14 protein-coding genes, 1 tRNA gene and 1 riboswitch are annotated in these 14631 nt (G+C 42.0%); of the genes, 3 read left to right on the top strand and 12 right to left on the bottom strand.

What is annotated here, in order from left to right:
- Window positions 1-19: 19 nt before the first annotated feature.
- On the bottom strand, window positions 20-1237 hold the full coding sequence (locus NSQ49_RS06770) for a homoserine dehydrogenase (protein ID WP_251284773.1): 1218 nt from the start codon (window positions 1235-1237) through the stop codon (window positions 20-22).
- 108 nt (window positions 1238-1345) lie between these two features.
- Window positions 1346-1447: riboswitch (SAM riboswitch) on the bottom strand.
- 79 nt (window positions 1448-1526) lie between these two features.
- On the bottom strand, window positions 1527-2162 hold the full coding sequence (locus NSQ49_RS06775) for an NUDIX hydrolase (protein WP_159871786.1): 636 nt from the start codon (window positions 2160-2162) through the stop codon (window positions 1527-1529).
- A gap of 214 nt (window positions 2163-2376) precedes the next feature.
- On the opposite strand from NSQ49_RS06775, the gene NSQ49_RS06780 reads away from it, so the two are divergent.
- Window positions 2377-2985 (top strand): general stress protein, encoded by a 609-nt coding sequence (locus tag NSQ49_RS06780; RefSeq protein WP_251284772.1) that lies wholly within the window; start codon window positions 2377-2379, stop codon window positions 2983-2985.
- A gap of 57 nt (window positions 2986-3042) precedes the next feature.
- Here the strand turns inward: NSQ49_RS06780 and yhbH are convergent, their stop codons facing one another.
- Window positions 3043-4215 carry a sporulation protein YhbH gene (yhbH, locus tag NSQ49_RS06785; protein ID WP_159871792.1) on the bottom strand — a complete coding sequence of 391 codons (1173 nt, stop codon included), beginning with the start codon at window positions 4213-4215 and terminating at the stop codon, window positions 3043-3045.
- Window positions 4216-4517: 302 nt separating this feature from the next.
- A complete protein-coding gene (locus NSQ49_RS06790) occupies window positions 4518-4703 on the bottom strand; it encodes a hypothetical protein (RefSeq protein WP_159871795.1) in 186 nt (61 codons plus the stop codon).
- Window positions 4704-4816: 113 nt separating this feature from the next.
- Between NSQ49_RS06790 and NSQ49_RS06795 the strand changes: the two genes are divergently transcribed.
- Window positions 4817-4957, top strand: a complete 141-nt coding sequence (locus NSQ49_RS06795) for a hypothetical protein (protein ID WP_159871798.1) — start codon at window positions 4817-4819, stop codon at window positions 4955-4957.
- A 239-nt stretch (window positions 4958-5196) separates the two neighbouring features.
- On the opposite strand, the gene NSQ49_RS06800 is transcribed toward NSQ49_RS06795, so the two are convergent.
- The 5 genes from NSQ49_RS06800 to queG all read right to left on the bottom strand — a co-directional run bounded on the left by NSQ49_RS06800 (window position 5197) and on the right by queG (window position 11035).
- Window positions 5197-7092, bottom strand: a complete 1896-nt coding sequence (locus NSQ49_RS06800) for a PrkA family serine protein kinase (RefSeq protein WP_251284770.1) — start codon at window positions 7090-7092, stop codon at window positions 5197-5199.
- Between the two features lie 396 nt (window positions 7093-7488).
- Window positions 7489-8238, bottom strand: coding sequence for an oxygen-insensitive NADPH nitroreductase (gene nfsA / locus NSQ49_RS06805; RefSeq protein ID WP_251284769.1), 750 nt, complete (start codon window positions 8236-8238; stop codon window positions 7489-7491).
- A gap of 102 nt (window positions 8239-8340) precedes the next feature.
- Complete coding sequence (gene trmL / locus NSQ49_RS06810) at window positions 8341-8814, bottom strand: tRNA (uridine(34)/cytosine(34)/5-carboxymethylaminomethyluridine(34)-2'-O)-methyltransferase TrmL (protein ID WP_251284768.1); 474 nt, start codon at window positions 8812-8814, stop codon at window positions 8341-8343.
- Between the two features lie 62 nt (window positions 8815-8876).
- Window positions 8877-9755: an amidase domain-containing protein gene (locus tag NSQ49_RS06815; RefSeq protein ID WP_251284767.1), complete on the bottom strand. Its 879-nt coding sequence runs from the start codon at window positions 9753-9755 to the stop codon at window positions 8877-8879.
- 146 nt (window positions 9756-9901) lie between these two features.
- Window positions 9902-11035, bottom strand: coding sequence for a tRNA epoxyqueuosine(34) reductase QueG (gene queG, locus NSQ49_RS06820; protein WP_159871528.1), 1134 nt, complete (start codon window positions 11033-11035; stop codon window positions 9902-9904).
- A 374-nt stretch (window positions 11036-11409) separates the two neighbouring features.
- Here queG and NSQ49_RS06825 point away from each other — a divergent pair, with 374 nt between their 5' ends.
- Window positions 11410-12078, top strand: a complete 669-nt coding sequence (locus tag NSQ49_RS06825; RefSeq protein ID WP_251284766.1) for a B3/B4 domain-containing protein — start codon at window positions 11410-11412, stop codon at window positions 12076-12078.
- Between the two features lie 119 nt (window positions 12079-12197).
- Here NSQ49_RS06825 and NSQ49_RS06830 read toward each other — a convergent pair.
- The 3 genes from NSQ49_RS06830 to NSQ49_RS06840 all read right to left on the bottom strand — a co-directional run bounded on the left by NSQ49_RS06830 (window position 12198) and on the right by NSQ49_RS06840 (window position 14622).
- Window positions 12198-12271: transfer RNA gene (locus tag NSQ49_RS06830), tRNA-Gly, on the bottom strand.
- Between the two features lie 336 nt (window positions 12272-12607).
- A complete protein-coding gene (locus tag NSQ49_RS06835) occupies window positions 12608-13576 on the bottom strand; it encodes a sugar phosphate isomerase/epimerase family protein (protein ID WP_251284765.1) in 969 nt (322 codons plus the stop codon).
- Entirely contained in the window at window positions 13573-14622 is a 1050-nt protein-coding gene (locus tag NSQ49_RS06840) for a Gfo/Idh/MocA family protein (protein WP_251284764.1), read from the bottom strand. Before NSQ49_RS06840 ends, NSQ49_RS06835 begins: the two co-directional genes overlap by 4 nt.
- Window positions 14623-14631: the final 9 nt, after the last annotated feature.

Below are 14631 nucleotides of genomic sequence, written 5' to 3' on the forward strand. Positions count from 1 at the left end.
AAGCTGCCCCTTCTGTTTTTTAGACCGGCTGAACCTGCTTATGCTTCACCGCATCATGTGCATAATCTCCAAGCACTTGATATGCCTTCCAATCAGATCTGTCTAATAATGACACAGCTTCTGCAGATGCCTTAACAATCACAGCCTCTTTTGACACTTTGCTGATGATTTCAATTCCCTCTGGCAGCTCTGTTTGCTCAACATTACCAAATACAACCCAGATCTGCTGTTCAACAACGTTCTCTTCCGATACTGCTTCCTCAAATGCTGAAGGAAAATCGGCTTTTCCTGCATGAATTAAATCTTCAATAATTGCACTTGCCGTTGGGAACATGCCTGCTCCTGGCCCCTGCAGGCTGATATTTCCGACAATATCTGCATCGATGGAAACGGCATTTTGCACGCCTTCTACTCTGTACAAAGGATGTGCTTCTCCTGTCAGGACCGGCTTTACTGTACAGCGGATAGAATCTTTTTCCTTCTGAATGGATGCTACATGCTTGAACTTCAGGCCCAGCGAATCAGCCAAAGTAATTTGCTCAATCGTAATATCAGTAATACCTTCTCTGACAGAGTATTCCTGTGCCGGCGCTTTCCCAAATACCAGCTCGCTTAGAACAACTGCTTTGTAAAAGGCGTCATATCCTTCGATATCATTTTTGGGATCGGCTTCTGCATAACCTTTTTCCTGAGCTATTCTCAGTGCTTCTTCAAATGATAAATTCTCCTCCCTCATACTTGTCAAAATGAAATTGGATGTGCCATTTAATATTCCTTCAATTCGTTCTATCCGGTTGGCATTCAGCAGCTGTTTGATGGTCTGAATGATGGGAATTCCGCCGCCGACAGTTGCTTCAAATCCCAGTGATACATTCTTTTCTTTTGCAAGCCTCGAAAGCTCACTTCCATGAAATGCAAACATTTCCTTATTGGCTGTAATGACATGGCATCCTCTCGATATTGCCTGGCGTAAATATGTATAGCCCGGTTCCCTGCCAACAATGGCATCAATTACGACATCAAGCTTTGGAAGCTCAATGATATCTTGAAAGTCATCTGTTAAAAGCACCTCATCATCAGGCAAAGTATGCTTATTCACATTTTTAACAAGGATGGCTGCGACCTTCACTTCTTTCCCTAACACCGCCTGTAGCCTTCCCTGATGTTTGCTGATCGTTTCATATACTCCTTTTCCAACTGTTCCAAACCCCAATAGCCCAATCGTCATCACTGACATCTCTCATTCCCCCTGGATACAATTTATCGTGCCTGCCGTAAAACAAAAAACCCCTTCCGTCCATTACAGACAAGAAGGGGTTTGAATTTACTATCCGTTCATTCCGCCTTCTTATCTTCGGAAAATGTATTCCTCTGAATTTGGCACCGTGCATAAATGCTGGTTGCCGAGGCTTCATAGGGTCAGTCCCTCCGCCTCTCTTGATAAGAAGTTTCTAAGTATTCAATTTATATGAATGATAAACATTTTTAAGGACTGCGTCAACCTTTTTTTTGATAAATTATTTTCTTCAAACGCTTTCACTTTCCCTGGTATCCGTTATGATTTCAAGAAAGTGCTTAAGAATCCTGGCTGTAAGCCCCCAGATGACCTTATCCTGAAAATAATAAAATACTTCTTCTGCTCTTCTTGTCTGCCAATTGTAATTTTCTCCTCCAGCAATCAAGTCAAAAGGAAAATTTTCTTCCGGCTCTACTTTAAAATTCACGTGATATGTTTCCGGCTTTACGTTTTTTAAAAATGAAAGAGGGACAGTAAAGATCTCTTCTACTTCATCAGGGTTCGGCACAATCTGCTCCGGGTTTTGGATAATGCCTGCATAAGGGTAAATAATCTGGCCAAAAGAAATCATGTAATCCAGCGGGGAAACATCTGTGATGCTGTCTTCATCCACACCGAGTTCCTCAGAGGTTTCACGGATGGCCGTATGCTCTTCATCCCTATCTTCCGGATCTATTCTTCCCCCGGGGAAACATACCTCCCCAGGCTGCCTTCTCATTTTTAATGAACGCACTTCAAAAAGGACATGAACCTCATTATTGATCTCAACCAGCGGAAGCAAAATAGCGAATTTCGAATATCGCTCACTCCCTAAAATGATGGGGGTTCTGTTCCTCAGCCTTTTAGCCAGTTTCTCAATCTCCATTTCTGCCCACCTCCAGCAGCAATACATTTCAGTTTTTATATCCTTATCATACTGTATTCTTTGCGTTTTATTAATATATACGGCTTGTCCCATATAAAGATTAAGGCCCATCTGCTGTATTAATGGTCCCTGCCCTTCAAAAGTAAAAGAAAGTTTCCCCGCCTGCAATTCAGGGAAAATAAAAAAATATCAAATGACAATGGGAGTGAAAAATATGCAGAAGAATATATTAATAGGCGGATACGATACACAGCAAGAGCTTAAAGAGGCCATTGAAGGCGCAGGGTCAAATGGGTATCAGAAGGAAAATCTTGTGATCGTCTCAAAGGATGGAGCAAACCTTGAAGCCTTTGCAGACAATTACGGAGTAAACTTGCGAATAGTCGGATCTCAGGAACTGGGCAATCAGCGTTTTCTTGATTCAGTTAAAGCTCTTTTCATGGGGGAAGACCCGGACACAAGTTCCGGAATTGATCCTGATAAAAAAGATGGTACACGGTTTGATGAACATGATCTGGATCAGTACGCAAGCATGGTTTTTGATGGAAAATATGTTTTAATCGCTGACTATTATGGGCAATATCCTGGGTCCCCTCAGGACAATCAGAGGATCAATGCTGAACACTCTGAAGGATATTTGGAGAGTGCTTCAGCCCGGGAGGCTGTCCATGAATCGGATATCAAGACACTTGCAGATAAATCCGCAGGTACATGCTGTGTCAATGAGAATCATAATCGTGTTCAGACTTCAACTAATTCAGCGATAAAAATCAGCTCAGAATTAAATAGAGATGAGCAGCTTGCCAAGGAAAGGCTTAAATAGCATAGCCCCCTGAAAAGGGGGCTTTTTGCTGAAACGAAAAGAGAGGTTTCCCCTCTCTTACGCATATTTCTTGTTATCCTCTTCCCTTTTAAAGAAGCTCTTCATCGCATGGAATACATCTGCTTTTTGCTTAAGAATATAATATCGGAAATCTTCATTCTTAATATTTTTATAGGCGGACATCAGGGTCGAGTGGCGGTTATACTGGTTGACCTCACCGTATCCAAACATATTGGAGACCTTCATCAGTTCTTCCACCAGCTTGACACAGCGTGCATTATCAGAGGTCAGGTTATCACCGTCTGAGAAGTGGAAAGGGTAAATATTGTATTTGCGCGGGTCATACTTAGCATCAATCAATTCAAGCGCTTTTCGGTAGGCAGATGAACAAATCGTTCCTCCGCTTTCTCCTTTGGAAAAGAAATCTTCCTCTGAAACTACCTTTGCTTCAGTATGATGAGCAATAAATTCAATTTCGACAGTTTCATATTTGGTTCTCAGGAACCGCGTCATCCAGAAGAAAAAGCTTCTGGCCATATACTTTTCCCAGATCCCCATTGAGCCGCTCGTATCCATCATTGCAAGTACGACAGCCTTAGAATCAGGTTTTATTATCTCATTCCAGGTTTTAAACTTCAAATCTTCTTTATAAATCGGGTGGAATGCCGCCTTTCCCTTCATTGCATTGCGCTTGAATGCAGACATCATGGTCCTCTTCTTATCAATGTTACCCATTAATCCAGTCTTTCTAATATCATTAAATTCAATATCCTCAATAATATTTTCATCCTGCTCTTTTCTCTTTAAATTAGGCAATTCCAATTGTTTAAATAAAGCTTCTTCAATTTCCATCAATGAAACTTCTGCTTCAAAATAATCCTCGCCTGCCTGGTCGCCTGCCCCCTGCCCCTTTCCGGGTCCTTTCTGGCTGCCGGATCCGTCACGCGCCACTACATCTCCAATCTGGCTATCTCCATCGCCTTGGCCGACATGTTTGTTTTTATCATAGTTATAACGGATTTTGTATTCATCCAATGAGCGAATCGGTATCTTCACCACTTCACGCCCGTTCGACATTACAATGTTTTCTTCCGTTATTAAATCAGGCAAATTGTTGCGGATTGCTTCCTGGACTTTATCCTGATGACGCTGCTGGTCATCATAGCCTTTGCGATGGAGGGACCAATCTTCTTGGGAAATCACAAACTGATGGTTATTGACATTCGTCATGTTAACCCCTCCTTTTAAATTAAATCTCACACATTACAGCTTTCCAACATACAATATCGCGAGTGTCAAAAAAGATGAAACATCCCCAATTCAGCCGTCTGCCTTCTTTTCATAGACTCATTTTCCGGCAGTCATTCTGTTATTAATGAGCCAATATAAATAAGTGTTTATTACTCTATCATATGCGAGAAGACAAAATAATTTACAAATAATTTTGACAATAAGACGTTCGTAGTATCTTTTGGACAAGCCCATTTTTTAATATGGGATATTCCTAATTAAACAAAAATAAACCCCCGCGATTAGCGAAGGTTCTTGTCTTTGTCCTTATTCTGAATGGGATCCGGATATTTATTATAATCCTCTTTTAATTCTTTATTGGTCCGCAAATTTTCCATCTGCTTGCCCAGGTTTTCCATCTCTTCAATATTTTCGGCCATTGAGCTGTTTCTCGGTGTATAATCCTTATCTAATTCTTTCTTTTTCATGAATATCACCTCTGCTGTATTTATACCCGAAATTGTGCTTATCCAAACTTTATACTGAATCTGCAGAATAAATATGGCCAAACGTAAATAGGATGATACAAAGGGGGGATTTTATGAGCGAAATCCTTTGCTGCAGCTGGTGCGGTGAATTATCTTTGTATGAGCGGACCGTTTTTCTTGAAAACAAGCCAATCTGTCCTGAATGTCAGAACAAAAAGAAGGAACCAGCATTAAAAATAGAGAAAAATGGATGAAGAGGCTTTTTTGAAGCCTCTTTTTTATTTGGGTATTTTAGAAATCTATTATTTTGGTTCTTTGGCCATTTGGGGTTCAGACTCTCAGTCCTTTGCTGATGCGCCTTCGAATTATGCTGGTGTCCGGCTGCCTGCATTTTGGCCGGGCTTTTTCGAGCCTTCCCAATTCTTCGCCATCTTTCCATGACTGTGGACCATCAAAAAAAGGAGCCTGGCAGCTTTCCTGCCAGGCCCTTTTTTTATCGATTCAGCAAACTTCCCACATAGCGGAGCAGTTCGTTTGCTGATGTTGAGTTATAGCCATGTTCGTCAATTAATCTTGCAACAACTTCATTCACCTTCTTCAGCTGCTGCTCATCAGGCGTTTTTGATGATGTTGTAATCTTCACGACATCTTTCAGGTCAGCGAAAAGCTTCTTCTGGATAGCTTCACGCAGACGGTCATGCGAATTATAGTCGAAGCGTTTGCCTTTCCTTGCATAAGCTGAGATGCGGATAAGGATTTCCTCCCTGAATGCTTTCTTGGCATTCTCCGAAATTCCAATTTGTTCTTCGATTGAACGCATCAGCTTTTCATCAGGACTGATTTCCTCACCAGTTAATGGATCGCGCAGCTTTGCTTTATTGCAGTATGCTTCAACATTATCAAGATAGTTCTCCATAAGCGTCTTCGCAGATTCTTCATAAGAGTAAACAAATGCCTTTTGTACTTCTTTCTTCGCAATATCATCGTACTCTTTTCTGGCCAGAGAAATAAAGTTCAGGTATCTTTCTTTCAGTTCGGCAGTAATCGAAGGATGCTGATCCAATCCTTCTTTAAGTGAACGCAGTACATCCAGCGCATTGATGCTTGTAATATTTTTTCGGATAATTGTAGAAGAAATCCTATTAATGACATACCGCGGGTCAATTCCGCTCATGCCCTCATCTGCATGCTCTTTTTTCAATTCTTCCACATCTGCTCTGTTATAGCCTTCAACGCTCTCTCCATCATACAAACGCATTTTCTTTACTAAATCTATATCGCCCTTTTTCGGATCCTTCATACGGGTTAAAATCGTAAACATTGCTGCAACTCTCAGAGTATGCGGTGCAATGTGCACGTTGGAAACATCGCTCTCACGGATCATCTTTTCATAAATTTTCTCTTCCTCTGAAACCTTTAAATTATATGGGATTGGCATGACGATTATTCTGGAATGCAATGCTTCATTCTTTTTATTGGAAATGAATGAACGATACTCAGTTTCATTCGTATGAGCGACAATTAGCTCATCTGCCGAAATAAGAGCGAAGCGTCCGGCTTTAAAGTTGCCTTCCTGAGTGAGTGACAATAAATGCCATAAAAATTTCTCATCGCACTTCAGCATTTCCTGAAATTCCATCATACCGCGGTTTGCTTTGTTCAGCTCTCCATCGAAACGATAGGCCCGTGGATCTGATTCAGAACCATATTCAGCAATAGTTGAAAAATCAATGCTTCCAGTCAGATCGGCAATATCCTGTGATTTCGGATCTGACGGGCTGAAGGTTCCAATCCCCACCCTGCGGTCTTCCGAGAAAATGATTCTTTCAATTAGAACATCTTCTATCCGGCCGCCATACTCCTGTTCGAGACGCATACTATTTAAAGGCGATAGGTTTCCTTCAATTCTTATTCCATACTCATCATAAAAGTCTTTGCGGAGGTGATGCGGAATCAAATGAAGCGGATCTTCATGCATCGGACAGCCCTTAATAGCATAAACCGCACCCCTCTCTGAGTGAGAATATTGCTCCAGACCTCTCTTTAGCATTGTCACTAATGTTGATTTACCGCCGCTGACAGGTCCCATTAATAAAAGAATTCTTTTACGGACATCAAGCCGTTTGGCAGCAGGATGAAAATACTCTTCCACGAGTCTTTCCAAGGCTTCTTCTAAACCAAAGAGCTGGTTGCTGAAAAATTGATATCGTTTTTGCCCCTTCACTTCTTCGACACCGGCATCCTTAATCATATTATATACCCGTGAATGTGCTGACTGAGCAACCCAAGGCTTCTCTTTAACAATTTCTAAATACTCCCCAAAAGTCCCTTCCCATTTCAGCTTTTCTTCCTCGTGTCTGTACATCTCAATTTTTTTTAGAATATCCATAAGGACCTCCCCCTGTCGCATTATCAGAGACGATTAATATACTCTATGCGCACCGGCAATCGAACATGCGTAAACTATTAATAGTTTGGTTTGTACTTTTTACGGGGATTAATTATTAGGAATACTTCGCTGCCAGGATCCAGCTGTAAAAAAAACTCCATACTTTTCATTCACAGTTAGACATTTTTGGGCTATAATAAGCTTATATTTACATGCTTGCCTATTGAGATACCGCTAAAGGAGGATTACATATACATGGGTACAATTATTATTATCGGTGTAATGGTTGCTTTCCTTGCTGCTATTTTCACTGCTGGTTACGATGACAAGCCAGGCATAAGCAAAAAATAAGCTGCTGAACCTATCAGCAGCTTTTTTCTTATTTACAATTTAATCCTACCTTAAATCCATCTTTTTACTCTGAACAAAATCCTTCATATACATCCTTGTCTGCTTTTCTAGCATGCCGGCAATTTGACTCGTCCACGTGTCCTTCCGCTTGCCGCCTGTACGCTCATCATAATACTCGGAAATAATCTTATTATAAACTTCCAGCTCTTCGCAGTAAGATGCTTCATCCTGGTTGTATTCATTTTCATGATATATATGGTGAAGAGGAAGCCGCGGTTTTTTATCGTTCTTTTTGGAAGGATAGCCAACAGCCATTCCAAACAAAGGAATCACACGATCAGGTGTTTTTAAAAGCTCTGCCACTGCCTCAAGATTGTTTCTTATTCCGCCAATATAACAGATTCCAAGCCCCATCGATTCTGCCGAAATAGCAGCATTCTGCGCAGCTAATGCTGCATCAATAACAGACACCATGAACTTCTCTGTGCTTTCGATTGATGGAATTACATTTTTATTTTCCATCTGGCCGATGATTTCATGACGATGCAGATCAGCACAAAATACGAAAAAATGGCCATTTTCAGCTACATAATTCTGATTTCCCGCAAATTCAGCAAGCTTCTTTTTCTTTTCTTTATCTGTCACTCCGATAATTGAATAAGCCTGGACAAAACTTGAAGTGGATGCAGCTTGAGCAGAAAGTACAATTGTTTCAACCTGTTCTTTTGACAGCGGCCTGTCTTCAAAATTCCGGACAGAACGATGATCCATCAGCAATTTGGTAACTTCATTCATCACATCTCATCCTTTCCATATGTACTTTTTCATTTTACCCAGAGAAGAATGTTTTCTCCAAAGAAAAAGACCTGATCATCTCACAGGCCTTGTGTTGTTTTCCTATTTTAAATGTAAGTACTCCTGCTGGCGCAGAGCTTCATAGACAAGAATGGCAGCCGTATTGGATAAGTTAAGCGAACGGACATTATCATTAATTGGAACCTTTAATAAGCGCTCTTTGCTTCTTTCAATTAAATCCTTTGGAAGTCCGGATGTTTCCTTGCCAAAAATAAAGTAATAATCCTTCTCGACGCTGCTATAGTCAAATTCGGAATATGGGCTTGTGCCATACTTCGTTACATAGAAGTATTCACTGTCTTCAGTTCTTTTAAAGAAATCATCCAATGAATCATGAAAAACGATTTTGACATGTTGCCAGTAATCCAATCCTGCCCGCTTCAGCCTTTTATCCTCTGTTGAGAAGCCGAGCGGCCTGATCATATGCAATGTCGTATCAGTAGCCGCGCAGGTGCGGGCTATATTGCCTGTGTTGGCCGGAATTTCCGGCTGATATAATACTACATGCAATCCCAATTTTTTCACCTCTAAATTAAATCTGCATGTGTAATTATATCACTTTGAAATCACCATACAAATTACTGGTCATCAGTAATAGTCAAAAATTTATACTTTATATTGGGTGTATATGCTGTAGAATCTTCATACGCCCAATAGCGCATTCGGCTGTTATAGGTATGGGCGTTGACAAGGGGCATTCCCGATGCATCCTTGCCCGTCACGATCGTTGTATGGTCAAATCGCCCGTCTCCCTGGAAATCATAGCAAATGACATCTCCAATTAAAAGCTGGTCTGGACTGGAGACTTCCTGAGCCCTTAACCCCGTTTTTGAACTTGGCAGATACCACCGCATTGAATTCGCAACTGTCCAGCTGTAGCTCCAATTCCCGCTTCTCATCCACCAGCCTTTTCCTCGGTGGGGATACCCCCTCATTGGGCTGCCGCCAGCATGAAGGCACTGCGAAATATAATTGGTGCAATCCACATCAAATTTCTTATAAGCCGGATTAAAGCTGTTCCACCACTTTTCTGCATACTGAACAGCCTTAATGCGGTCATATTCATACTCGTATCTTTCTTCCTCTTCAATTTCCCGGTCCAGAGACACTTCTTCTTTTTTTATATCTTTAAAAGGATTTTTCTCCCGGTCTTCAACAAATACTCCTTTATAAAAGTCGGCTGTCCGCTCCTCGATCTCTTCTTCCATATAGAAGACGCCTTTTTGTTTAATCAAATATTTGAAGTGAACCTTATATTCAACCGGAGTCACATCATCCTTCTCCCTGCCGACATTGATCACTTTTCCAGTTGCCTGTGCTTTCACAATCTCACCGGAGCGGCTGGAAAGAGATTCTTTCTTTTTTTCAATTTTAGGGCATGTATGAATTGAACTTCTTGAATGGGAAACGCACTGCTGCACTCTTTTCTTTAACAGCTCATGAAGCTGGTCCCTCACGCACCTCACTCCTCTCTATACAATACATATGAGAGGAAGCAGAGGACGTTGCTTAATTTTTCGCGCATTCAGCAGGCGCAAGAGTGTTTTTCTGCTGGCATCGGGTAAAAAAAGCCACAAAAAAGAGAGAGATTCCTCCCCCATCATCATTGTTCAAAAAAGCTGATTCCTTTTTCGATTTCAGCAATGACTTCTCCGTCCTTCTCCTGTTTCAATGCCTGTCTTAATGCAGGAAGAGATTGTTCTCCTCCTATTTTCCCGAGTGCCCAAGCTGCCGTACCCCGGATCACCGGTCTCGGATCCTCTGTCATAACCTTGATCAGGTCTTCTTCCGCTGTCTCATCTTTGTAATGAGCAAGGGCGATAATAGCATTTCGCTGGATCGGCTTTTTCCCTCTCCAGGAGCCTGAGACCGGGCCGTACTTTTCTTTGAAATCACGGTTGCTGATAAAGAGCAGCGGCCTTAAAAGCGGCTTTGCCACTTCCGGATCAGGCTCCATTTCATCATGCAGGTGAAAATCCTTGCCTTTATTTTCAGGACAAACAGTTTGACAGGTGTCACACCCATAAAGCCTGTTTCCCAGCTTTTCTCTATATGGCTCTGCAAGAAAGCCCTTTGTCTGTGTTAAAAATGCGATGCATTTCTGTGCATCAAGCTGACCTCCCTGAATTAAAGCACCAGTCGGGCAGACATCAACACATTTATTGCAGCTTCCGCATCTGTCTTCCAATGGCATATCAGGCTCAAAAGGCAGATTTGTTATCATTTCTCCGAGATACACATATGATCCGAACTCCGGTGTGATGATGGAACAGTTTTTTCCGCTCCAGCCGATTCCGGCACGCTGCGCTACAGCCCGGTCCACCAGCTCTCCTGTATCCACCATGGATTTGCATATGGCCTCAGGAATTCTTGACTGAATAAACTCCTCAAGCTTCTGAAGACGTTCCCTAAGGATATGATGATAGTCTTTTCCCCATGAAGCCCGGCAGAATATCCCCCTTCGTTCACCTCTTTTGCTGACAACCCTTACCTTCATTTTGGAAGGATAAGCAACCGCAATTGAGATAATGGATCTCGGCTTATCCATTAGCAGACCGGGATTCACCCTTTTCTCAATATCAGGTTCTTCAAACCCTGACTGATATTGAAGCTCCTGCTGGCGAATCAGTCTATTCTTCATTTCATCAAAAGTGCCTGCTGTTGTAAAACCGATTTTATCAATGCCAATTGTCTTGCTGTACTCAATCACTTCCTGCTTGAATTGTGTAAAGTCCATTGGATAACCTCCTTTCTGTATGAAAATGAAATTTTATATGAAAACGTGCTGTATTAACGTTGGTGGCAGATACCTTTTATTCGGACAAAAGGGATATAAGATGCGTGTAAGACTGCTTTTTTTCGGCTTTGGAAAATTAACTGCGTCAAACTTCTGATTAGTTACCATTTACTCCGCTAAAGTGAATATATGGTGCGTCTGAGCGCTCGTTTTGGGCCCTTTATTTGGTGAAAGTCAAAATAGACGGTGTCAAAGCGTTGGTTAGATACCTTTTATTCACCCATCACGGGTGATAGGTACCTGAAAGTCTAATATTTATTGAATCACCGCTTATTATGATAAACTATTTTAAAGTAATTTTGGAGGTGGAAAGCTTGGAAATTATAATTGCTCCCGAGTTGTGCAGGTTAATTCCCCAATTTAAAATTGGATTTATTATATATAAAAATATAGAAGTCGGACAGTCTCCTCAAATGGTAAAGGGCCGACTCCAGTTATTTCAGGAATCCATTTATTTTGACTTAGAGGACAAGAGTGTTACAGATCTGGAAGGAATCAATGAATGGAGACAGATTTTCAAAACAGCAGGCAAAGATCCAAATCGTTACCGCCACTCTGCAGAAGCACTGTACAGAAGAATAAAAAAACAAAATTACCTGCAGCCGGTCAACAGCTCCATAGATATTAACAACTTCTTTTCCCTGGAATATCAAATACCAATCGGCGTATATGATGCTGATAAGCTTTCAGGTCCATTGACTATCAGGTTTGGCAAAGAAAGCGAAGAATATAACGGTTTAAACGGAAGACCCAATTCTCTTGCCAATTTAATAATCAGTGAAGATATAGCAGGCCCCTTTGGCAGTCCGTTTGTGGACTCTGAAAGAACAGCTGTCACGGAACAGACTAAAAATGCCGTGCAAATTGTTTATTTGCGCCCTTCTCTGGAAACTAATATGGCCGAAAAAATGGTTGAGTCATTAATGAACATGTACACTCAAGTGCACGGGGGAGAAGGAAGCTTTAAGGTCATTGGATGTTAAACACTTCTATAAAAAATCGAGTGGGATCTGCGGATGCCGCCCGATTTTTTATATAGCCATGAAAATGAAAAAACGCAATACCTCGTTCTTGTTGAACGAAACACTGCGTTGGCTATGTATGGAGCGGGTGAAGGGAATCGAACCCTCATCATCAGCTTGGAAGGCTGAGGTTTTACCACTAAACTACACCCGCATTATTATGAAGTTACCGCCTGCTTATTTTTTCCCGTACTTTCATGCCTCTTCCTCTAAGAGCTTTTTCAAGGAAGCCTATGCGTCGAGGCAACTCGAAGCTGATTCATGGAAGTATCGCTCGTGGCTGAGGTTTTACCACTAAACTACACCCGCATTTGTTTATTTATATTTAATCATTAACGTAATTATGATTAAATAGAATGTCGATTTTTCTCTACAGCAAAATAAACATTGTGTCGAATCAACTATTTAATAGTACTAAATTCAGCGTAAATGGTCAACCCCTTTTTTAAAAAAATTGTCGAAAAAACAGAGAGGGGTTTTCCCTCCCTGTTTATACCCACCACATTTCCGATGGCTGTTCTTCGATTAAAATGGACTTAAGGTTCCTTACGGCTCTTGTAAACCCTTCTTCAATGGACATCAGCGGGTCTTCGTGCTCAATGCTGACAACGTAGTCATAACCAAATGTGCGCAGTGCGCTCATCATATCAGACCATTCCTGCAGGCTGTGTCCGCATCCTACTGACCTGAAGGTCCACGCCCTGGTCTGTACGTTGCCATACGGCTGCATATCCGTTAACCCATACATATTGACATTTTCCTGGTCAATATAGGTGTCTTTTGCATGAAAATGATGAATGGCATTTTCTTTTCCCAGTATCTTTATGGCTGCAACTGGGTCAATGCCCTGCCACCATAAATGGCTTGGGTCCAGGTTGGCCCCAATGGCGTCACATGTTTCTTCCCTTAATTTTAAAAGTGTGTAGGGAGTGTGTACAAGGAATCCACCATGCAGCTCGAGCCCGATTTTCACATTATGGTCTTTGGCAAACTGCCCGGCTTTTTTCCAATAAGGAATGAGTTTCTCCTCCCATTGCCATTTAAGCACTTCTCCATACTCATTTGGCCACGGAGCGACCGGCCAATTCGGATGCCTGGCCTCTTCCCCGTCACCTGCAGTCCCGGAAAAACAGTTCACAACTGGAACATTCATTAAGCTGGCTAACTTAATCGTGTCGTATAGTACGCGATCAGATTCCTCAGCAAATGCTTTATCAGGTGAAATCGGGTTGCCATGGCAGCTGAATGCACTGATTTCAAGCCCCCTCGATAAAACCTTATTCAGGTAATCCTCCCGGACTTCATCGCTTCCCAATAGCTCCTGCAGTCTGCAGTGAGCGTTGCCGGGATATGCACCCGTTCCGATTTCCACAGCCTTAAGACCTGCAGCTTTCACATGATCGAGCATATCCTCAAAATTTTTGTCAGCAAATAATACTGTAAATACGCCGAGCTTCACAAAATCCCCTCCTGGCTACTACTATTATCTTGTTTGCTGCTGCTATAAATCGCATCAATAATTCTGGTTGTCTGCAGAGCTTCTTCTGCTTTAACCATAAACTCTTCCTTTCCCAAACAGCTTTTAATAAAGTTCCGTGCCTGTGTTAATGCATAGTCATCTTCTCCCGGGAGCCATTCTGAACGTGTATTCAGGAGCATACCATATTTAGATTGATTCAAACGGAAGGGGAATAAATCAATTCCTCCAAGCTGCCCCGAAAGACTGAGGCTTTCATCATCCTTTTCAATATTGGCAGACCAGGAAGTTTCAAAAAGCAGGGAAGCACCATTCGCAAATTTTATGTAAGCTGTCACATGATCATCTACATCAAAGGATTGATGGTCAAAGCTTCCCCATAGATTCACCTGATCAGGCATTTTACTTAACGTGTTGTATGCTGTACCGGATACCTCCGTTTCGGCCGGGTTACCAAGAAGCCAAAGCGAGAGGTCAAGCAAATGGCAGCCGTAATCTATCAAACTTCCGCCGCCCTGGAGTTCTTTATTGGTAAAAACACCCCAGCCAGGCACCTTTCTTCTTCTCATGGCTCTTGCTCTGGCTATAAACGGAATGCCAATTTCATTTTCTGTAATGAGCTTTTTGGCAGCCTGTGCCTCTTTCATGAACCGGTAGTGATAGGCAATGGCCAATACCTTCCCGGACCTGTCTCTAGCCTCGATCATTTTCCTGCATTCGGCTGCTGTCATCGCCATCGGCTTCTCACACAAAACATGCAGCCCAGCCTCCAGTGCAGCAACGGTAATTTCAGCATGAAATTTATTCGGTGTACAAATGACTACGGCATCTGTTTCAGTGAATACTTCCTTATAATCTGTAAAAACGCGGCTAATTCCAAACTTCCTGGCAGCAAGCTTTGCTGTATCCTCATTCACATCACAGATAGCTGTTATGGTAGCACTATCCGAAAGTTTTAATAAAACTGGAATATGCCTGGATTGGGCAATTCCTCCAGCACCGATAATTCCGATCCGAAGTTTCATCATGGGGGTACA

The sequence above is a fragment of the Cytobacillus sp. FSL R5-0377 genome, from assembly GCF_038004385.1.
Lineage (GTDB): Bacteria > Bacillota > Bacilli > Bacillales > Cytobacillaceae > Cytobacillus.

What these genes read in the sequence shown, in the direction of transcription:
- NSQ49_RS06770 (WP_251284773.1), bottom strand. Translation starts at nt 1,237, where the DNA reads ATGTCAGTGATGACGATTGGGCTATTGGGGTTTGGAACAGTTGGAAAA.
- NSQ49_RS06775 (WP_159871786.1), bottom strand. Translation starts at nt 2,162, where the DNA reads ATGGAGATTGAGAAACTGGCTAAAAGGCTGAGGAACAGAACCCCCATC.
- NSQ49_RS06790 (WP_159871795.1), bottom strand. Translation starts at nt 4,703, where the DNA reads ATGAAAAAGAAAGAATTAGATAAGGATTATACACCGAGAAACAGCTCA.
- yhbH (WP_159871792.1), bottom strand. Translation starts at nt 4,215, where the DNA reads ATGACGAATGTCAATAACCATCAGTTTGTGATTTCCCAAGAAGATTGG.
- queG (WP_159871528.1), bottom strand. Translation starts at nt 11,035, where the DNA reads ATGGACTTTACACAATTCAAGCAGGAAGTGATTGAGTACAGCAAGACA.
- NSQ49_RS06795 (WP_159871798.1), top strand. Translation starts at nt 4,817, where the DNA reads ATGAGCGAAATCCTTTGCTGCAGCTGGTGCGGTGAATTATCTTTGTAT.
- NSQ49_RS06780 (WP_251284772.1), top strand. Translation starts at nt 2,377, where the DNA reads ATGCAGAAGAATATATTAATAGGCGGATACGATACACAGCAAGAGCTT.
- nfsA (WP_251284769.1), bottom strand. Translation starts at nt 8,238, where the DNA reads ATGAATGAAGTTACCAAATTGCTGATGGATCATCGTTCTGTCCGGAAT.
- NSQ49_RS06840 (WP_251284764.1), bottom strand. Translation starts at nt 14,622, where the DNA reads ATGATGAAACTTCGGATCGGAATTATCGGTGCTGGAGGAATTGCCCAA.
- NSQ49_RS06800 (WP_251284770.1), bottom strand. Translation starts at nt 7,092, where the DNA reads ATGGATATTCTAAAAAAAATTGAGATGTACAGACACGAGGAAGAAAAG.